Here is a 19,959-nt window from a genome sequence, read left to right as displayed (position 1 = left end):
CGCGACAGCGACCGAACTGCGCTTCGCCCCGCGTAGCCGGCCGGATCGCCCGCGTGCCGGTCGACGGGCCGCCCCGGTGATCGGCACCGAGCGCCACCGGCTCGTCGACCGGTCGGGCAGCCTCGTGGCCGCGTTCGGTCGATGGTTGCGAGCCGAGCCGTCGCGCGCGGTGCCGACCGCCACGGCGATCCTGCTGGTCCTGGTTCAGATCGCGTATCCGTTGAGCGCGGGCACGGTCCGTGACCGGATCACGATCGTCGTCGTCGCGCTCTCGGCGGCGACCGCGCTCCTGCACGCGGCGACGACTCGCGGCGGGCGCTGGGCCACGGGGTTTTTCGTCATCGTGTCCGGGCTCGGGCTCGCCGCCGAGATCGTCGGCACGGCCACCGGGTTTCCGTTCGGTAGTTATGCCTATGCGGTCGACCGGATCGGGCCCGCGCTCGCGGAGGTGCCGCTGGTGGTCCCGCTGGCGTGGACCGGCGGGCTGTATCCGATCTGGATCGTCGCGGGGCTGATCGTGCGCCGCGCGCCGGGTCGCGCCGGGCTGTTCGTCGTCGGCGCGGTCGGCTGGGATCTGTTCCTCGATCCGCAGATGGTGGCCGACGGCCAGTGGACCTGGGCGGTCACCGATGCCGGGTTGCCCGGTCTCCCCCAGATCCCGTCCACCAACTATCTCGGCTGGGCGCTCGTCGCCACGCTGATGGCGGTGCTGCTGACCCTGCTCGACCGGCGGTTACTGCCCGCCCACGACTCCTCGGTGGCGGTTCCGGTGGCGGTGTTCGTCTGGACCTGGCTCGGCTCGACCCTGGCCCACGCGGTGTTCCTCGGGCTGCCCGCCTCGGCGATCTGGGGGTTCCTCGGCCTGGCTCCACTCGGCATTCCGCTGCTCCTGCGTGGGCGCGCGCGAATCGGCGACCGCTCTTCCTGACCGGCCGGATCCGCCGAGCACGGCGGGTCGTCGTCGACGCCCACCCGTCACCGATTCGTGGGCGAATTGCCTGTTCGGCACCGCCCGGCACCTCCGGGTGGGCCCGTCGTGTGGGTTCTCGGGCCCGGGCCTGGCACGATGACACCCGTGCAGCCGAGTCTCGTCGCCGACATGCCTACTCCCTCACCGCGTCGTTCCGTGCGCGCGCGACGCGTCACCGCCGTCGCCGTCCTGCTGGCGATGCTGGTGCCCGCGCTGGCCGGGTGCCTGCGCGTGCAGGTGTCGATGGGCGTGTCGTCCAACGACCGGGTGTCGGGGCGCATCGTCGCCGCGGTGGTGCCCACCGGACCCACCGACAAGGGACCGCAGCTCAAAGCTCCGGACCAGCTGGCGGCGAAGGTGCGCGTCGAGAACTACAACCAGGACGGCTTCGTCGGCACCCAGGTGTTCTTCGACGACCTGTCCTTCGGCGAGGTCGGCCAGCTCGGCGGCCTGTCGGATCAGACCCAGGGCATGTTCACCCTGGAGTTCCAGCGCACCGGCGACCTGGTGAGTCTCAAGGGTCGCGTCGATCTGGAGTCGGTCCCGCCGCACGGCTCGGACGTGCAGTTCTCCATCGCCTTCCCCGCCCGCGTCGCCAAGACCAACGGCACCCGCGAGGGCGACAACACCGTGTCGTGGAAGCTGCCCGCAGGTGAGACCTCGACCCTGCGCGCCGAGGTGAAGTACGCCGACCCGAACACCCGCTCGTTCGCCGGCTGGGCAGGCATCGTCGGCGGTATCACCCTCGCGGTGGCCGCGCTGATCGCCGGTCTGGCCTTCCGCGACCGCAACCCCGGTCCGCCGAACGCGCCGCGCGGCGGCTTCTCGCCGCAGGAGATGTGGCGCGAGGTCGCCAGTCGCAGGCTGGGCCGCTGACATGGGCGCGGCGGGCCGCTACCTGACCTGGGCGGGCACCGGTCTCGCCGCGCTGGGTGCGACCACCGCCGCCTACAACCTGGTCACGCTGCGCAGCCTGCCGCGCCGGGTCGCGGGCGTGATCGAACCGGTGACGGTCTGCGTGCCCGCCCGCGACGAAGCCGAGCGGCTGCCCGATCTGATCGCCGACCTGCGCGCCCAGACCGGCGTCCCCCGGCTGCGCGTGCTGATCCTCGACGACGCCTCCACCGACCGCACCTACGAGGCGGCCCTGGCCGCGATCGGCGGTGACGACCGGTTCACCGTGCTGCGCTCGGCCGCCCACCCGGCGCCCGGCTGGACCGGCAAGGCCGCGGCGTGCGCCCGGCTCGCCGCCCGCACCGATGCCGCGGCCCTGGTCTTCGTCGACGCCGATGTCCGGCTCGCCCCGCACGCGATCGCCGCGTCGGTGACCGAGTTGCGCAGGCGCGGAGCGGGTCTGGTCTCGGCCTGGCCGGTGCAGGAGTCCGGCTCGACCACCGAGCGCCTGGTCCAGCCGCTGCTGGCGTGGTCGTGGGCGTCGACGCTGCCGGTCGGCCCGGCCAATCACAGTCTGCGGCCGTCGACCGCGGTGGCGTGCGGGCAGTTCCTCGCCGTCGACGCCGCCGCGTACCGCGCCGGTGGCGGCCACGCCGCCGTCGCCGCCAGCGCCACCGAGGATCTCGACCTGGCCAGGGCGCTGCGGCGGGCCGGTCATCGCACCGCCCTGGTGGCCGCGGGCCCGAGCGCGGGCACCCGGATGTACACCGGCGCGACCGAACTCACCGACGGCTACACGCGCTGGCTGTGGTCGGCTTACGGCGGCCGGGTCGACGCGGGCGCCGCAGTGGGCGCGCTGGCGGCCCTGGCCTACTGGCTGCCCCCGCTGGCCGCGCTCTGCGGCCGCGGCCGGATCCGCCACGCCGGACTACTCGGGTATCTCGCCGCCGTGGCGGGCCGCCTCGCCGCCCGCGCCACCGAGACCCGGCAGACGCCGACCCGCACCGACATCACCTCCGCGATCGCCCACCCGCTCGGCGTGGCGCACTACCTGGCGCTGTGGACCCGGTCGCACTATCGCCACCGCACCGGCACGCTGCGCTGGAAGCAGCGCCCCCTCGTCGCGCCCGAAACCGTGGGCGCCCAGCACGCCTGACCCGGCGTCCTCAGCGGTCGACGAGCCGGAACGCGAATTCCCGGCCCATCCCCTGCCCCATCGCCAGCGTCAGCCACAGCCGCATCACACCGTCGACGACATCGTGATTGCCCTCCCCGACGAAGACCGGCCGCAACCCGACCGCGGAGACCAGGTCCTCGACCGCCGCGCGATCCGCGGCCGCACACGAATAGAACAGGTCCGCGGGCGCACCGTCGAACCTCGGGTCCGCGAAGGCCTCCGCGCCCAGGCTGTTGAACGCCCGCGCGTACCGGGCCGACGGCGCGTGCTCGGCGAAGGTGCCTGCCGCATGCGCTGATCCGCCACCGAAACTGTAGGCGCACACCGACGATCGACGCTTCTTCATTCCTGACCGAGCCCCGGCGAAGACCACTCAGGGCACCTCGGTGATCCCGACGGTCGGGAAGAAGAAGCAGGAGCGGCCGGCGTTGTCGGTGGTGCCGAAGACGGCGGCCAGGACGGTGCCGCGGCCGGTGTCGACCGGGACGGCGCGGACACCGCCGATCGGGATGGCGGCGAAGAGGAAGTCACGGAGGGCGGTCTCGGCGATCGGGCGCAGTTCGGCGGGGACCTCGGGCGGGACCAGCGCGCGCACCACGTCGGCGATCGAGCCCATCGACGCCATGCCGCCGCGCCCGGTGCTGATGTTGAGCCAGGCCACCTGCATGCCGGAGGTCTTGGTGGCCGCGGTGTCGGGCGACAGGCCGTAGGGCAGGAAGGTGAACATCGTCTGGCCCGACTTCACGGCGGTGAGGTCGAGGCCGGGGATCTGCACGGCGTTCGCGGGCCACGGACCTGGCACCGCGCCCGCGACGGCGGGCACGAGACCCAGGCCGTCACCGCCGCAGTTCGCGGCGACCGTCGGGTACAGGAACGGCTGGATACCCAGCGCTTCCAGGGTGTCGACGACGGTCTGGTACGCGCCGAGCAGGTCACCGGGACCGGCCGTCTGCGTGGCGGGCGCGTCCCTGGTGACCGTCGCCGGCGCGGCCGCCGCGGTGGGCGCGGCCAGCAGCAGCGCGGCGGCGCAGGCCGCCAGCGTGGTCAGGGCGGTGTAACGACGCGGCTCGGTCACGACGCACTCCTCATCGACGCGGAGACATCCGACGCTACGCCGGTATCCGGCGGAATCCGCGCAGGTGAGGCGCGTCGATCCGTCGGCGCGTCGCGAACAGTGTGCACCGGCGCGGCCCCGGTTCCCAGCTCTGCGCTCACGCTGATCCTGACCGTTGTGCAGCATTGCGGCAGTGCCACATGCTGATTCGGTACCGGCCCCGGTGGCGGTTCACCGCGTGCGGCACCGCGCGCACCGTCACCACCCACCCGGCGGCGCGGCCGCTGGCGATCGGGCGGTCGAGGCCGACGGCACCCGGTCTACGGGAATCAGTCGAAGAGGTCGGCTGTCTCAGCTGCGTCGATCGCGCGCCTTAGCCAAGCATCGAGCTGGGTCAGGTCTCGGCAACCCTGGATACGCTCCCGCTGGTCGTCGGAGACAGCGAGTCGACGCGTACCGAGGACTGTCAGGATACTTGCCGCGGCAGCTTCTTCACGGCCCTCTTCACGGCCCTGCTCGACGTACTTGCGGGCGATCCGGCCCTGGTATTCGTAGGTCATCGTCATCAATTCCTCCAACCGTCGGCTGGCCGCCTCGGACAACACCTCATCGACCAGGTCATGGTACATCCGCGCACGCTCGTCATCGGTCTTCGTCAGGCCGACGAGGAGGGCGGTGAAGACCTCGTCGGAGTGGGGGCCGTTGCCGTGTGCCATGGCCGAGAGGACCGCACGTTCCGGGGAGGACGCGGCCTCCATGGGATCGGTCACCAGTGGCACGCGCTCAGGGCCGACGACAAGGGGCCGAAGGGCGAAGCCCGGGTGACCGAGGTCGATCGGTTCGGCCGCCCAGGTCGCTACGCGAGTGGTGGGGACGACGACCAGAAGTACTACGGGACACCGCAGACTTCGGCGATCAGTGTGGCGGCCAATGTGAGGTCCGCGCGGAACAACTCCAGGACACCTTCGTGCAGGTAACTGGGCATGCCAGGGATCCTAGGCCGCGAATTTCTTGATGCACCAACGACGTTCGGCGAGTCTGGTGCGCCGCGCCGTTGCTGTCCGAAATATCCAGAGCCGAGTCGGCTTGGACACAGGCGTGTCCGCAGCCCGCAGGCGCAGAGGAGATCGATCGATTGCCGCTGCCGCCCGAATCAGGTCTATACGTAGGCGTACAACAGCGGTAGCCTCTTTCCATACGCATCCGTACGGAGAGAGGTTTCTCATGCGAGTTCCGACAGTGGCGCATAGTGGGCGGGCGTGGCGTATTCACGAGATCGCCCCGGACTTCGAGGTCGAGGATGTGTGGCGTTTCCGGACGCCGGGTGGGGCGGCGGGGGATTTTCCGGCGCTGCTCGCGGCGTTGCAGGCAGCGCGGGCGTCGGAGTCTTCCGGGGTGACCGGGGTGTTGTTCGAGATCCGATGGAAGTTGGGGGCGATCTTGGGGTGGGATCGGGAGTCGGCGGGGACCGGGCGGCGGGTGGCGTCGCTGCGGGATCGGTTGCCCGCCGATCTGCGGGAGACGCCGCGGCCCGATGACGCGGGGAGTCCGTTCACCAGCCTGTATGCGCTCGACGACGAGTACGCGGCCGAGATCGCCAACGACACCATGCACGGGGTGATGCACCTGGGGTGGGTGCCCGACGACGACGGGCCCGGATACCACCTGCAGATGGCGGTGCTGGTGAAGCCGAACGGAGTGTTCGGGCGCGCCTATATGGCCTTCATCAAGCCGTTCCGGTACCTGATCGTCTATCCGGCGATGACCAGGAACTGGGAACGCGTGTGGAACGAGCTCACGCTCACGCGCTGAGCGGGGCCGCCGTCACGCCGTAGCCGAGGTTGGTGAGCACCTCGCTGGTCGCCTTCGCGAAGTTGAGGGTGATGAAGTGCAGGCAGGGGGCGCCCTCGTCGATCAGACGCTGGGCCATCTCGGTGGCGATCTGGATGCCCTCGGCGCGCACGGCCGCCTTGTCCTCTTCCGGGCCGGTGCCCGCGGCGCGGGTCAGCCGGGCCAGCACCGACGGCTCGAGCGGGCGGCCGCAGAGTTCCTCGGCGCGCTGCACGGTGCGCAACGAGGTGATCGGCATCAGCTCGGGGATGATCGGCTTGGCGCCCTCGATCGGGTCCATGGCCACCACCCGGTCGCGCAGCCGCAGGTAGTGCTCGACGTCGAAGAACATCTGGGTGATCGAATACTCCGCGCCCGCACGCAGTTTCGCGACCAGCTGCCGGGTGTCGTGATCGAGGTCGGGCGAGCGGTGGTGGCCCTGCGGGAACGACGCGACACCGACGTGGAAGTCGCCCAGGTCGCGCACGATGCGCACCAGTTCCTCGGCGTACTCGACGCCCTCGGGATGCTTGCGCCACTCGCCGAGCGGATCGCCCGGCGGGTCGCCGCGCAGGACGAGCAGGTTACGGATGCCGGAGTCGGCGTAGGAACCGACCAGCGCGCGCAGCTCGTCGATGCTGTGGCCGACCGCGGTGAGGTGGGCAACCGGGAGCAGGGTGGTCTCGGTGGCCAGTTCACCGGTGATCCGCACGGTGCGGTCCTTGGTGGAGCCGCCGGCGCCGTAGGTCATCGACACATAGGCCGGGTGCATGCACTCGAACTCGCGGACCGCGCGCCACAGCCGGGCCTCGCCCGCCGCGTCACGGGGCGGGTTGAACTCCACCGAGAAGGGCACGCCGCTGCCCGAGTGGGCACGTAAGCTCTGCACCACCGAGGGGGTGTTCGAGACGATCGACTGCTTCCGGGCGGGTCGATCAGGGGTCGAACGTCCCCGTCCATCGTCGAATGTCACCGGTTCAGTGTAGTGGTGCGCCCCGACACCGCGGCGCCGACCGGGAATCGCAGGCCGAAATCGGGCACGGACCTGCCACTCGATCGTCAAGTCGGCTGAACGAGACTTGCGCGGCACCGAATCGCCGGGTGTGGGGTCGGTCGCAGCGGCCCTGTGCGCCGACGACACCCCCGCGCCACCCGCGTATTCTGCGACGGAATGCCGGTGATCGCACCGCCGCGTGCGATTCGGTCCATCCGCTCGCCCACTTCCGCACCTGGAGGCCACCCTGTCCGCCGGAATCGGTACCCCGCTTTCCCGGTCCGTCGCCGACACCCCGGCTTCGGTCGATCTCGTCACGCTCACGCCGGGCACGCCCGCGTTCGTCGCCGCGGTCGAGCGGGTGCTGACCGATTTCTTCGCGTCCCGGCGCGAGATCGTCGAGCCGCTCGGCCCGGTCTTCGTCGATGCCGCCGCGGCGCTGGAACAGTTCGTCATCCGGGGCGGCAAGCGCACCAGGCCGGGCTTCGCCTGGACCGGCTGGCTCGGCGCGGGCGGCGATCCGGCCGGGCCGGACGCGGCCGCGGTGCTCACCGCCTGCTCGGCGTTGGAGCTGGTGCAGGCGTGCGCGCTGGTGCACGACGACATCATCGACTCCTCGCAGACCCGGCGCGGCTACCCGACGGTGCACATCGACTTCGCGGACCGGCATCGCGCGGCGGGCTGGCCCGGTGACGGCGCCGAGTACGGCCGGGCCGTCGCCATCCTGATCGGCGATCTCGCCCTGGCCTGGGCCGACGACCTGGTCCACGAGGCCGGGCTCGCCCCCGCCGCGCTGGCCCGGTTCGCGCCGGTGTGGGCGCGGATGCGGACCGAGGTGCTGGGCGGGCAGCTGCTCGACATCAACGGCGAGGCCGGTGGCGACGAATCGGTGGCGGCCGCGCTGCGGATCAACCGGTACAAGACCGCCGCGTACACGATCGAGCGCCCGCTGCACCTGGGCGCGGCGCTGGCCGGGGCCGACGACGCCCTGGTGGCGGCGCTGCGGACCTACGGCACCGACGTGGGCATCGCCTTCCAGCTGCGCGACGACCTGCTCGGGGTGTTCGGCGACCCCGCCGTCACCGGCAAGCCGTCCGGCGACGACCTGCGCGAAGGCAAGCGCACCGTGCTCATCGCCGAGGCGCTACGGCGCGCCGAGCCGGAGCCGGCCGCCCTGATCCGCACCGGACTCGGCACCGACCTCGACGACGCGGCGGTCGACCGCCTGCGCGCGCTGCTCACCGAACTCGGCGCGGTCGACGACGTGGAACGCCGGATCACCGAGCTCACCGACACCGGCCTGCGCGCCGTGGCGACGAGCAGCGCGACCACGCAGGCCAAGCAGCTGCTGCACGATATGGCGCTGGCCGCCACCCGCCGAACCGCCTGAGCACGCGATGAAAAGCATTGTGGGACCAGCGAATAATGTCGTCGTGGTCGGCGCGGGACTGGCCGGGCTTGCCGCGGCGCTGCATCTGCGCGGCGCGGGCCGCGAGGTGACCGTGCTCGAACGGGCCGATCATCCGGGCGGCCGGGTCGGGCGCTACCGGTTCGACGACTACGAGATCGACAACGGCGCCACCGTGCTCACGCTGCCGGAGCTGATCGACGAGGCGCTGGCCGCGGTAGGGCAGACGCGCGAGGACGTCGGTCTGCGGATCCACCGCCTCGCGCCCGCCTATCACGCGCGCTACGCCGACGGCACCGACATCCGCGTCTTCGACGACGCCGAGGCGATGGCCGCCGAGGTCGCCGCGACCTGCGGACCGGCCGAGGCCCGCAACTACCGGCGGCTGCGCGGCTGGCTGGGGCGGATCTACGACGCCGAGTACGACGAGTTCATGGACGCGAACTTCGATTCACCGCTGGACCTGGTGCGCAGCGGGACATCGCGCGCCGGGCTGACGGCGCTCGCCCGCCTCGGCGGCTTCGGCAAGCTGGGTCCGCGGGTGCGGTCCTATCTGCGCGACGAGCGGCTGGTCCGGCTGTTCACCTTCCAGGCGCTCTACGCCGGCACGGTGCCGGACAAGGCGCTGGCGCTCTACGGCGCGATCCCGAATATGGATACCTGCCTGGGCGTCTACTTCCCCGAGGGGGGCATGCGGGCGATCACCACCGCGCTCGCCGACGCGTTCACGGCGGCGGGCGGCACCCTGGTGCTCGGGGCCGAGGTCGCCGGCATCGACTACGCGACCGGCACGCGAACCACCGACGGTGCGTCGCCCGCCGGCGGCCGGCGCGCGACGGCGGTCCGCACCGCCGATGGACGTGGTTTCGCCTGTGATGCCGTCGTCCTGACCGCGGATCTCGGCTCGCTGCCCCGGTTCGGGCTGCGGTACCGGCGCGGACTGCGGGCGTCGCCGTCGGCGGTGGTCGCGCACGGCACCGTGCCCGCCGAGATCGCCGCACGGTGGCCGGTGCAGGCGCATCACACGATCGATTTCGGTGCCGCCTGGGCCACCACCTTCACCGAGATCTCCGCGCGCCGGGGGCGCGGACGGGTCATGAGCGATCCGTCCCTGTTGCTGACCCGGCCCGCGCTGACCGACTCCGGTCTGTACATCGACCGCGCCGACGGCCGCCACGAACCGTTCTCGCTGCTCGCGCCGTGCCCCAACCTGGACGCCGCGCCGTTGGACTGGGACCGCCTCGCCCCGGCGTATCTGCGCGAACTGCTCACGGAGCTGGAGCGGCGCGGCTACACCGGCATCGCCGAGCACTTCCGGATCGATCACGTCGACACCCCGGTCACCTGGGCGGCGCAGGGCATGATCGCCGGCACACCGTTCTCGGTGGCACATCTGTTCCGCCAAACCGGCCCGTTCCGGCCGCGCAATCTGCCAAGGGGCGTGGACAACGTCGTTCTCGCAGGTTGCGGCACCACTCCGGGGGTGGGTGTGCCCACCACGTTGTTGTCGGGCAAGCTGGCCGCGGCACGAATCACCGGCAGCCGGACGCGCAACGCCACCGACCACCGGGCTAGTGTTCCAACGTGAAGCCGTAAACTGACGGCCGACTTATCAGCTCGCGGTTGCGACCGCCGACCATCCGGGGGGACCGACCGAACATGCCGCCCCCTGAGACGACCGTAGGCCCCATGGACACCACGCGCACCCTCGAGCCGCAGCGCCACATGCCCACCGGGACCGATCCCGGCGTCCGGTCCCGGCTACGGACCGCGGGCGACTTCGTCCGCAGTCCCGAAGGCCACGCGGCCGTCATGGGGTTCTTCGGCGCGGTGATGATCACCTTCGGCGGTTTCGGCGCGGGCGCGGTGCGCAAGCGCGACCCGCTGCTCGAGGCCCTGCACCTGTCCTGGCTGCGGTTCGGCCACGGCTACGCGCTCTCGACGATCGTCATCTGGATCGGCGTGCTGATGATGATCACCGCGTGGGTTCGGCTGGGCCGCAACACCCTCGGCAAGGACGGCGTGCACGTCACGCTGAACGAGCTGCGGGCGATCGTCGGCATCTGGATCACGCCGCTGCTGTTCGCGGCGCCGATGTTCAGCCGCGACGCCTACTCCTATCTCGCCCAGGGCGCGCTGTTGCGCGACGGTTTCGACCCCTATCAGGTGGGTCCCGTCGCCAATCCCGGTGTGCTGCTGGACAATGTGAGCCCGGTCTGGACCACCACCACGGCGCCCTACGGCCCGATGTTCCTGCTCATCGGCCGCGTGCTCACCATGATCACCGGCGACAACGTCATCGCGGGCACCATCGCGCTGCGGGTCGTGATGCTGCCCGGCCTGGCCCTGATGATGTGGGCGGTGCCGTACCTGACCAAGCACCTGGGCGGTAAGCCGACCGTGGCGCTGTGGCTGGCGGTGCTCAACCCGCTCGTGCTGGTGCACCTGATCGGCGGCGTGCACAACGAGATGCTGATGGTCGGGCTGATGTGCGCGGGCATCGCGCTGGTGCTCGAACGCCACCATGTGGCGGGCATCGTCGTCGTCGCGATCGGCGTCGCGATCAAGGCCACCGCGGGCGTCGCGCTGCCGTTCCTGGTGTGGATCTGGATCCTGCACGAGAAGGAGCGCCGCGCCGCCGAACGAGGCGCCACCGAGGTCTCCGAGGACCAGCAGCATCCCGACGCGGCCCGCCCGTCGGCGGATATGCCGCATCCACTGTTCGTCTTCGCCAAGATCGCCGGTATCGGTGTCGGCGTGTTCGCGCTGGTGTTCGGTGCCGCCTCGGTGATCGCGGGGGTCGGGTTCGGCTGGGTCACCGCGCTGCAGGGCTCGAACAAGATCATCAACTGGCTGTCGCTGCCGACCATCCTGGCGCACATGGTCACCTGGGTGACCCCGCTGCGCCTGGACTCGGTGCTCAGCGTGACCCGCGAACTCTGCAAGATCGCCCTGGTGGTGTTGCTGGTCGCCATCTGGTGGCGGTTCCGGCACTCCGAGCGTGAGGCGGTGCTCGGCATCGTGATCGCGTTCGTCGCGATCGTGCTGCTCTCCCCCGCCGCGCTGCCCTGGTACTACTCGTGGCCGCTGGCGCTGGCCGCCGGTTTCGCGTTGTCGACCGTGACGCTGCAATGGCTGGTCGGGCTGTGCACCTGGTTGATGCTGGTGTTCCAGCCGGACGGGTCGATCGGGCTGTACAACTTCTGGCATGTCGCGCTGGCCACCTTCGCCGCCGTCGTCGCCGCGGTGTCGCTGCGTACCGTCGATCCACTGCACCTGCGTTCGGCCAGTTCCCGCCCCGTCACCAGGGAACCGGCGCCCACCCTCCGGGCATGAGCGATCGGCGTCCGGGCGCGGTCGCACCGAAGCACCCGGCTGTCCCGACCACGGGCAGCGTCGCCGGAGAAGACGACGGCACGGTGATCCCGCTCGAGACGGCATACGCGAGCTGTCGACGGATCGCGGCCGAGCACGGTCGCACGTACTACCTGGCGACCACCCTGCTCACGCCGCCGCGGCGACGAGCCGTCCACGCGCTGTACGCCTTCGCGCGCATGGTCGACGACATCGTCGACCACGCCGACAACCCGGCTCGCGTGCTCGACCCGCGCGACGGCGCGTTCCTCGCGGCACCGGACGCCACTGCCACGATCAGCCCCGCCCAGCACCTGGATCTGGTGGAGACACAGCTCCGCCTCGCCCTCGAGCACGGCGGCATCGACACCGGCGATCTGCGCCGCCGCCAGATCCTCACCGCCGCCGCCGACACCATCGGCCGCTACGACATCGCGCACACCCACTTCTGGACGTTCCTCGACGCCATGCGCATGGACGTTCCCGGCACCGCGGACCACCGCACCCGCTACGCCACCATGTCCGAACTGCGCGAGTACATGCGCGGTTCCGCGGCCGCCATCGGTCTGCAATTGCTGCCGGTGCTCGGCACGGTCGTCCCGGTCGCCGACGCCGAACCGGCCGCCGCCGCGCTGGGCGAGGCCTTCCAGCTCACCAACTTCCTGCGCGATGTCGCCGAGGACCTCGACCGCGACCGGATCTACCTGCCCACCGAGGAACTGGCCGCCTTCGGCGTCGACGAAGCCCGGCTGCGCGCGTGCCGTGCCACGGGCCGCACCGATCAGCCGCTGCGCCGCGCGCTGGCGCATCTGATCGCCGTCAATCGCGATATCTACCGCCGCGCCGAACCCGGCATCGAGTTGCTCGAGCCCCGGGTCCGTCCGGCGATCCGCACCGCGGCCGCGCTCTACGCCGAGATCCTCGACCGCATCGAGGCGGCGGATTTCCAGGTGTTCGAGCGACGTGCGACGGTGCCCAACCATCGCCGGATCCTCGTCGCCGCCAAGGGATTCGCCACCGTGCGACGCTGACGCCGACAGCAGGGCCGCGGCACCGACCCGTTCGGCCACGCGGCACGGGGTCAGCCCGCGGTCCATCCGACGACGTGGCGCGGCCCGACACCGGACGACGACGCCGGCAGCTCAGCCGGCGATCTCGGGGCGCTCGGCGAGACCGAGACGCAGATGCTCGCTGTGGTAGACGGCCTCGTCGAGCAGCTGGGCGACGTGCTGGTCGTAGAGGGTGTAGACGATGCTGCGGCCGGCGCGGGTACCGGTGACCAGGCCCAGATTGCGCAGCAGCCGCAGCTGATGCGAGACGGCGGACTGCTCCATCCCCACCGCCTCGGCGAGCTCGGTGACCGGGCGCGGGCCCTGACGCAGTTCGGAGAGGATCAGCAGCCTGCTCGGGGTGGCCAGCGCCTGCAGAGTGGTCGCCACGTGTGCGGCGGCCGCGGCGTCCAGGCGCGTCGACGGCCGGTCGCCTTCCACACCGTGTCCCATGGCGTGGAGTTTAGCGGACCAGATCACATGAATATCTCTTCATATGATCTGTTATTCTCAGGTCCTCGTTCCCCGCCTCGGAGGTGCCCTGTGGTCTCGCCCACCGCCACGCCGACCCGTTCGGCCGTCACCGGCGCGCGTGGCCCGACCGCCCGGACCGGGCTGTTCGCGATTCCCGAGATGCGCTGGGCCGCCGCGGCGACCGCGCTGTTCGCCCTCGGCCTGCTCGCGAAGCTGACCGGCGGACCGTCCTGGCTGTGGTGGTCGCTGCTGCTGGCCTGCTACCTCGTCGGCGGCTGGGAGCCGGGGCTGGCCGGCCTGAAAGCGTTGCGGGACAAGACCCTCGACGTCGATCTGCTGATGGTGGCGGCCGCGCTCGGGGCGGCGGCGATCGGCCAGGTCGTGGACGGGGCGCTGCTCATCGTCATCTTCGCGACCTCCGGCGCGCTCGAAGCGCTGGCCACCACCCGCACCGAGGACTCGGTGCGCGGCCTGCTCACGCTCGCCCCCGACACCGCGACCCGGCTCACCGACGACGGTGACCAGACCGTCGCCGCCGCCGAGCTCGCGGTCGGTGACGTGATCCTGGTCCGCCCGGGCGATCGGATCGCCGCCGACGGCCGCGTCGTCGACGGGGCGAGCGAGGTCGACCAAGCCACCATCACCGGCGAACCGCTCCCGGTGGACAAGGCCACCGGCGACGAGGTGTTCGCCGGGACGCTCAACGGCACCGGCGCGCTCCGGGTCCGCGTCGAGCGCCGGGCCGGGGATTCGGTGGTCGCGCGGATCGCGGCGCTGGTCGAGGAGGCGGGCCGCACCAAGGCCAGGACCCAGCTGTTCATCGAGAAGATCGAGCAGCGCTATTCGATCGGGATGGTCGTCGCGACCCTCGCCGTGTTCGTCGTCCCGCTGATCCTCGGTGCGGCGCTGCGGGATTCGCTACTGCGCGCGATGACGTTCATGATCGTGGCCTCCCCTTGCGCGGTGGTCCTGGCCACGATGCCGCCGCTGCTGGCCGCGATCGCCACCGCCGGCCGCCACGGTGTGCTGGTGAAGTCGGCCGTCGTGATGGAACAGCTGGGCACGACCACCCGGGTCGCCTTCGACAAGACCGGCACGCTCACCCGCGGGACCCCGGAACTCGTGGAGATCCACCCGCTGCCGGGCAGCGATGCCACCGAAGACCAGGTCCTGCGCCTGGCCGCCGCGGTCGAGCATCCCAGTGAGCATCCGTTGGCCGCGGCAACCGTGCGCGCCGCCCGGCAACGCGGTCTGGACTTCCCTGTCGTCCACGACTTCGCCGCACAACCCGGCCGTGGCGTGTCAGGGCGGGTCGACGGCCGCCTCGTGCGCATCGGCTCGCCCACCGTTCTCAGCGGCGATCCCAGTGCCTTTTCGACGTCTGTCGGCACCGGCGACCACGTGGTGGCCTACACAATCCCGGACTCCGACGCACCGGCCGCCCGCCGAGACCACGACACCGAGGCGGCGGGATCGTTCGGCGGCGCCCCCGTGGTCGGCATGCAGGGTGCAACCGACACCCACTCGGTCGCGAACGCCGCGCGAGCGCGGCACGCGTCGAGCGTCAGGCCGACGCGCTCGATCGCCGCCGAGGACATCGTCACGATGGTGCAGTCCCGTGGCCACACGGCGGTCGTGGCGCTGCGCGACGACGAACCCCTGGCGGTGCTCGGCTTCACCGATCAGGTCCGCCTCGAGGCGGCGGGCGCAGTGGCCGCGCTCACCGAATCCACCGGCAGCACACCGGTTCTGCTGACCGGCGACAACCCCGCCACCGCGAACTGGCTCGCCCGGCAGCTCGGAATCGGCGAGGTGCGCGCCGGATTGCTGCCGCACGACAAGGTCACGGCCGTGCGGAAGCTGGCGGCGGACGGCCACCGGGTGACCATGGTGGGTGACGGCATCAACGACGCGCCCGCCCTGGCCGCCGCGCAGGTGGGGATCGCGATGGGCGGGGCCGGCTCGGATCTGACGGTGCGGACCGCGGACGCCATCGTCGTCCGGGACGACCTGACCACCATCCCGGCCGTCATCGCGCTGTCACGGCGGGCACGCCGGGTGGTGCTGGCCAACCTCGCCATCGCGGCGAGCTTCATCGGCGTCCTGGTCGTCTGGGACCTGGTCGGCCACCTCCCCTTGCCGCTCGGGGTACTCGGGCACGAAGGTTCGACGGTCCTCGTCGGCCTCAACGGCCTACGACTGCTGCGCTCGTCCGCCTGGCGCCGGGCGCACGAGCAGGCGACCGGGCGCGGCGCGTCCTGAACGCAGGGCGTCGTCGGCTCGAGGCCGCAGGCCTGAGCCGCGTACTCGGCGAGCCACCGACCGGGCTCAGGGCCTACTCAACGGACGCAGGCTGCGGCACACCGACCAGGCTCAGCACAGATCGGCGGACGCAGGCTGCGCCGCCACCGACCAGGCACAACCCCAGGTCGACAGACGCGGACAGAGACGCCGCTGACCAGGCTCGAGGTCGGAGCGATGGACGCGGGCTACCGGGCCGCCGACCGGACACGCCATGGGCCGGGTGGGCGGGCGCTGGTGCGACGGCGCGGGATCAGAAGGGTTCGGCGGCGGCGCGGCGGACGACCTCGCGGGCCAGCGGGCCGTGCAGGGCGTCGACGGGGCGGCCGGGCAGCGAGTCGTCCACGGTGTAGATCCAGCGCAGGATGTCCTCGTCGGAGTACTTGCCGTCGCGCATCACGGTGATGAGGCCGGGCAGCATCCGGACGATCTCGTCGTTGTCGTCGAAGAAGCGGGACGGAATGCCGGCGACGCCGTTGCGGCGGATCGCGAGGAGCTGATGGTCACGCAGCAGCTGGTGCACCGCGGTGACCGGGATACCGAGTATGTCGGCGGCCTCGGGGAGCGAGACCACGGTTTCGGTGTCGGGCAGCACATCGTCGCTGCAAGGGAAGGCACTCACTCGCACAACCGTAGTACGTGCGGCCGCGCGCGCATCGGCTGGCATGCCATCATGACCCGGTTACGATCGTGGGGGCCGCACACGGTGGCCTGGTCGCTTGTCGCAGTGTCGCGAGGGGTGAGAAGTTTGTGAAAGCCGGAGGACGTCACTTGATCGGCCAGATGCTGGAAGGGCGCTATCGCATCGATGCGCCGATCGCGCGCGGCGGAATGTCGATGGTGTTCCGGGGCACCGACACCCGGCTGGATCGCCCGGTGGCGATCAAGGTGATGGATCCGAAGTTCGCCGGGGACCCCCAGTTCCTCACCCGCTTCGAGTTCGAGGCGCGGGCGGTGGCCAAGCTGAAGCATCCGTCGCTGGTCGCCGTGTACGACCAGGGCGTCGACGGTGAGTACCCGTTCCTGATCATGGAATTGGTCGAGGGCGGCACGCTGCGCGAACTGCTGCGCGAACGCGGTCCGATGCCGCCGCACGCCGTGCGCGCCGTCGCCGAGCCGGTCCTGCGCGCCATCGGCACCGCCCACGACGCCGGGCTCGTGCACCGCGACATCAAGCCGGAGAACGTGCTGATCTCCGACGCGGGCGAGGTGAAGATCGCCGACTTCGGCCTGGTCCGCGCCGTCGCCGCCGCCAACACCACCTCGGCCAGCGTCATCCTCGGCACCGCCGCCTACCTGGCGCCCGAACAGGTCACCACCGGCACCGCCGACGCCCGCAGCGACGTCTACTCCTTCGGCATCCTGATCTTCGAATTGCTCACCGGCCGGGTGCCGTTCACCGGCGACAACTCGCTGTCGGTGGCCTATCAGCGGGTCGAGAACGACGTGCCGCCGCCGAGCCAGTTCATCGGCGGCGTACCGCCGGAGCTCGACGCCCTGGTCACCAAGGCCACCTCCCGCGATCCCGAGCGCCGCTACGCCGATGCCAACGAGATGGCGGCGCAGCTGCAGATGATCGCCATGGAGCTGAACCTGCCGCCGTACCGGGTTCCGGCGCCCCGCGACTCGGCCGAACACCTCAGCGAGAGCTACCGCACCGGCGACGCGCGCCACCCCGGCGACCGCCCGGTCACCCCGAATCCCATTGCCGCGCACCCGATGCCGCATGCCCAGCCACAGCACACCAGGGTGGTCACCGCGCCCCGGCCGCGCCCCGACGAGTACTCCGCGGCGCACTCCCCCGCACCACAGCACAACCCGTTCGCGTCCAACGAGAACCCCTCGCGCCGGACCGGCCTGATCTGGGCGTCGATCGTCACCGCGCTGACCCTGCTGGTCGGCATCGGTGGCTGGTGGCTCGGGGTGGGCCGCTACACCGCCGTGCCGCCGATCGCGGGCATGGACTCCGAGCGCGCCGTCGCGGTGCTGCAAGAGGCCGGTTTCGAGACCGTGCTGCGCAACAAGGCCTCCGATACCATCCCGGCGGGCGGCGTGGTCGGTACCGACCCCTCGGCCGGTTCGCGGGTCACCAAGAGCTCCACCATCGCGGTGCTGATCTCCAACGGCAAGCCCCGGGTGCCCGACATCAAGCCCGGCGACCAGATCAGCGCCACCAACCAGGCGATCCGCGACGCGGGCCTGCAGCCGATCGACAGCGGCGAGGCCGCCAGCACCGCGCCGAAGGGCTCGCTGGCCAAGGTGGAGCCCGCGCCCGGCACCATCCTGCCGATGGGCGCCCAGGTGAAGGTGTACCGCAGCAAGGGCTCGCAGCCGGTCAATGTGCCGGATGTGCGGGGCAAGACCGCCGAGGAGGCGGCCAGGGCCCTGACCACCGCCGGGCTGACCGTGCGCGAGACCCGCGTGCAGTACGACAAGAGCGTCGAGGGCGACAAGGCGATCGGCACCGACCCCGCCGTCGGCACCACCCTGCAGTCCGGCGACAGCGTCACGCTGATCGTGTCGAACGCGGTGAAGGTGCCCAACGTGATGGGTCAGACCGTCGGCAACGCCCGCAGCAAACTCCAGCAGCTCGGCCTGCGGGTGGAGGTCAAGTCCATCACCGACTCCGACAGTTCACTGGTGATCGGCCAGGTCCCGGGCTTCAACTCGAACGTGGAGGCGGGCAGCGTCGTCACGCTCACCGCCCTGCCTTGAAGAGATCAGGCCCCGGACAAAGACGACAAGGAAAAGGAAAAGCCCGGACGCGGTCATCGCTGACCGCGTCCGGCCCGCACCGCCCGAACTCCCAGCCCCGCACATCCCGACCCCGAGGAGGGATCGGCCACGCAGTGGCCGGTTCGCGGCCGTCCCGTCGATCAGGCGCCGTTGCGTACGCGACGAAGGAGCAAGCAACGGTGCCTGATCGACGGGACCGAGGGGCCGCGAACTCGAGCGCGCCAGCGCTCCAACTAACGCAGCATCTCGGCGACCAGGAATGACAGCTCCAGCGACTGCTGGGTGTTCAGGCGCGGGTCGCACGCGGTCTCGTAGCGGTCCTCGAGGTCGAGGTCGGAGATGTCCTGCGCGCCGCCGAGGCACTCGGTGACGTTCTCGCCGGTCAGCTCGATGTGCAGGCCGCCCGGGTGGGTGCCCAGCGCGTGGTGCACCTCGAAGAAGCCCTGCACTTCGTCGACGATGCGGTCGAAGTGGCGGGTCTTGAAGCCGGTGGACGACTCGTGGGTGTTGCCGTGCATCGGGTCGCACTGCCAGATCACCTGGTGACCGGTGGCCTGCACCTTCTCGATGATGGGCGGCAGCACGTCGCGCACCTTGCCGTTGCCCATCCTGGCGACCAGGGTGAGCCGGCCCGGCTCGTTGTGCGGGTCGAGCCGCTCGACGTACTCCACGGCCTGATCGGGCGTGGTGGTGGGGCCGATCTTCAGGCCGATCGGGTTGGCCAGCAGCTCGGCCAGCGCGATGTGCGCGCCGTCGAGCTGACGGGTGCGCTCGCCGATCCACAGGAAGTGCGCCGAGAGGTCGTAGAGCAGCGGCTCGCCGGTCTCGCTCTGGCTCAGCCGCAGCATCGCGCGCTCGTAGTCGAGCACCAGCGCCTCGTGCGAGGCGTAGATGCGGGCCGACTTCAGGCTCGGGTCGTTGACCTGACAGGCGGTCATGAAACGCAGACCGCGGTCGATCTCCTCGGCCAGCGCCTCGTAGCGGGCGCCCGCGGGCGACTGGGCGACGAAGTCGCGGTTCCAGTCGTGCACCTGGTGCAGGTCGGCCATGCCGGCCGTGGTCAGCGCGCGGACCAGGTTCATCGCGGCGCTGGCGTTGGCGTAGGCGCGGACCAGGCGCGAGGGGTCGTGGCGGCGCAGCTGCTGGTCGGCGACCAGGGAGTTGACCATGTCGCCGCGGTAGGAGGTGAGCCCGAGCGCGTCGGTGTCCGAGGAGCGCGGCTTGGCGTACTGGCCGGCGATGCGGGCCACCTTCACCACCGGCAGGCTGGCGCCGTAGGTGAGGACGACGGCCATCTGCAGCAGCGTGCGGATGTTGCCGCGGATGTGCGGTTCGGTGTTGTCGGCGAAGGTCTCCGCGCAGTCACCGCCCTGCATGAGGAACGCCTCGCCGCGCGCGACGGCGGCGAGCTGGGTCTTGAGCTCCTCCACCTCGGCGGGCAAGCAGATCGGCGGCACACTCTCGAGCACGGTGCGCATCGTCGCGGCCTCGTCGGCGTCCCAGGACGGCTGCTGCAGCGCGGGCCGGGCCAGGGCGGCGTCGAGCCGGCTGCGCAGCTCGTCGGGCAGCGGCGGCAGTTCCGGCAGGCGGTCAATGGGTACGTCGACGGTCCAGGTCACCAGATCAGAATACGGAACCCGGGCGCAGAACCCCACCGCCGGGCCGGTCGAGCGTCCCGGGCCGGTGAGCTGTCCTCACGCCCGCCAAACAGGCGAGTT

17 protein-coding genes are annotated in these 19,959 nt (G+C 71.3%); 10 read left to right on the top strand and 7 right to left on the bottom strand.

Going from position 1 to position 19,959, the window contains the following annotated elements:
• Positions 1-145: 145 nt before the first annotated feature.
• From NV348_RS28075 to NV348_RS28065, 3 genes are all read left to right on the top strand, one after another.
• Positions 146-928, top strand: coding sequence for a carotenoid biosynthesis protein (locus tag NV348_RS28075; RefSeq protein WP_447151163.1), 783 nt, complete (start codon positions 146-148; stop codon positions 926-928).
• Positions 929-1,099: 171 nt separating this feature from the next.
• A complete protein-coding gene (locus NV348_RS28070) occupies positions 1,100-1,846 on the top strand; it encodes an LppM family (lipo)protein (RefSeq protein ID WP_447151162.1) in 747 nt (248 codons plus the stop codon).
• 1 nt (position 1,847) lies between these two features.
• The gene (locus NV348_RS28065) at positions 1,848-3,020 is read left to right on the top strand and encodes a glycosyltransferase family 2 protein (protein WP_447149540.1); all 1,173 of its coding nucleotides are present in this window, start codon (positions 1,848-1,850) and stop codon (positions 3,018-3,020) included.
• 10 nt (positions 3,021-3,030) lie between these two features.
• Here NV348_RS28065 and NV348_RS28060 read toward each other — a convergent pair whose 3' ends face one another.
• The 3 genes from NV348_RS28060 to NV348_RS28050 all read right to left on the bottom strand — a co-directional run bounded on the left by NV348_RS28060 (position 3,031) and on the right by NV348_RS28050 (position 4,865).
• Positions 3,031-3,387, bottom strand: coding sequence for a hypothetical protein (locus tag NV348_RS28060; RefSeq protein WP_447149539.1), 357 nt, complete (start codon positions 3,385-3,387; stop codon positions 3,031-3,033).
• 27 nt (positions 3,388-3,414) lie between these two features.
• Positions 3,415-4,116: a hypothetical protein gene (locus NV348_RS28055; protein WP_447149538.1), complete on the bottom strand. Its 702-nt coding sequence runs from the start codon at positions 4,114-4,116 to the stop codon at positions 3,415-3,417.
• A 308-nt stretch (positions 4,117-4,424) separates the two neighbouring features.
• Positions 4,425-4,865 carry a hypothetical protein gene (locus tag NV348_RS28050; protein WP_447149537.1) on the bottom strand — a complete coding sequence of 147 codons (441 nt, stop codon included), beginning with the start codon at positions 4,863-4,865 and terminating at the stop codon, positions 4,425-4,427.
• Positions 4,866-5,319: 454 nt separating this feature from the next.
• On the opposite strand from NV348_RS28050, the gene NV348_RS28045 reads away from it, so the two are divergent.
• Entirely contained in the window at positions 5,320-5,907 is a 588-nt protein-coding gene (locus tag NV348_RS28045; protein ID WP_447149536.1) for a DUF2867 domain-containing protein, read from the top strand.
• On the opposite strand, the gene NV348_RS28040 is transcribed toward NV348_RS28045, so the two are convergent.
• Positions 5,897-6,898: a methylenetetrahydrofolate reductase gene (locus tag NV348_RS28040; RefSeq protein WP_447149535.1), complete on the bottom strand. Its 1,002-nt coding sequence runs from the start codon at positions 6,896-6,898 to the stop codon at positions 5,897-5,899. The two genes, NV348_RS28045 and NV348_RS28040, sit on opposite strands and share 11 nt — an antisense overlap.
• 256 nt (positions 6,899-7,154) lie before the next feature.
• Between NV348_RS28040 and NV348_RS28035 the strand changes: the two genes are divergently transcribed.
• From NV348_RS28035 to NV348_RS28020, 4 genes are all read left to right on the top strand, one after another.
• On the top strand, positions 7,155-8,309 hold the full coding sequence (locus NV348_RS28035) for a polyprenyl synthetase family protein (RefSeq protein ID WP_447151161.1): 1,155 nt from the start codon (positions 7,155-7,157) through the stop codon (positions 8,307-8,309).
• Between the two features lie 7 nt (positions 8,310-8,316).
• Positions 8,317-9,915 carry a phytoene desaturase family protein gene (gene crtI, locus NV348_RS28030; protein ID WP_447149534.1) on the top strand — a complete coding sequence of 533 codons (1,599 nt, stop codon included), beginning with the start codon at positions 8,317-8,319 and terminating at the stop codon, positions 9,913-9,915.
• A gap of 101 nt (positions 9,916-10,016) precedes the next feature.
• Positions 10,017-11,663 (top strand): alpha-(1->6)-mannopyranosyltransferase A, encoded by a 1,647-nt coding sequence (locus NV348_RS28025; protein ID WP_447149533.1) that lies wholly within the window; start codon positions 10,017-10,019, stop codon positions 11,661-11,663.
• An 83-nt stretch (positions 11,664-11,746) separates the two neighbouring features.
• Positions 11,747-12,712: a phytoene/squalene synthase family protein gene (locus tag NV348_RS28020; RefSeq protein ID WP_447151160.1), complete on the top strand. Its 966-nt coding sequence runs from the start codon at positions 11,747-11,749 to the stop codon at positions 12,710-12,712.
• Between the two features lie 111 nt (positions 12,713-12,823).
• Here NV348_RS28020 and NV348_RS28015 read toward each other — a convergent pair whose 3' ends face one another.
• The gene (locus NV348_RS28015) at positions 12,824-13,183 is read right to left on the bottom strand and encodes an ArsR/SmtB family transcription factor (protein WP_447149532.1); all 360 of its coding nucleotides are present in this window, start codon (positions 13,181-13,183) and stop codon (positions 12,824-12,826) included.
• Positions 13,184-13,273: 90 nt separating this feature from the next.
• On the opposite strand from NV348_RS28015, the gene NV348_RS28010 reads away from it, so the two are divergent.
• On the top strand, positions 13,274-15,466 hold the full coding sequence (locus tag NV348_RS28010; RefSeq protein ID WP_447149531.1) for a heavy metal translocating P-type ATPase: 2,193 nt from the start codon (positions 13,274-13,276) through the stop codon (positions 15,464-15,466).
• Between the two features lie 292 nt (positions 15,467-15,758).
• Here the strand turns inward: NV348_RS28010 and NV348_RS28005 are convergent, their stop codons facing one another.
• Positions 15,759-16,127, bottom strand: coding sequence for an Rv2175c family DNA-binding protein (locus NV348_RS28005; RefSeq protein WP_447149530.1), 369 nt, complete (start codon positions 16,125-16,127; stop codon positions 15,759-15,761).
• A gap of 128 nt (positions 16,128-16,255) precedes the next feature.
• Here NV348_RS28005 and pknB point away from each other — a divergent pair, with 128 nt between their 5' ends.
• On the top strand, positions 16,256-18,220 hold the full coding sequence (pknB, locus tag NV348_RS28000; protein WP_447149529.1) for a Stk1 family PASTA domain-containing Ser/Thr kinase: 1,965 nt from the start codon (positions 16,256-16,258) through the stop codon (positions 18,218-18,220).
• Positions 18,221-18,474: 254 nt separating this feature from the next.
• On the opposite strand, the gene NV348_RS27995 is transcribed toward pknB, so the two are convergent.
• Complete coding sequence (locus tag NV348_RS27995) at positions 18,475-19,860, bottom strand: class II 3-deoxy-7-phosphoheptulonate synthase (RefSeq protein WP_447149528.1); 1,386 nt, start codon at positions 19,858-19,860, stop codon at positions 18,475-18,477.
• Positions 19,861-19,959 lie beyond the last annotated feature (99 nt).

The organism is Nocardia fodinahabitans (assembly GCF_052983615.1).
Note: the sequence above shows the minus strand (reverse complement) of the source record. Positions and strands in the feature narration are given on the sequence as shown.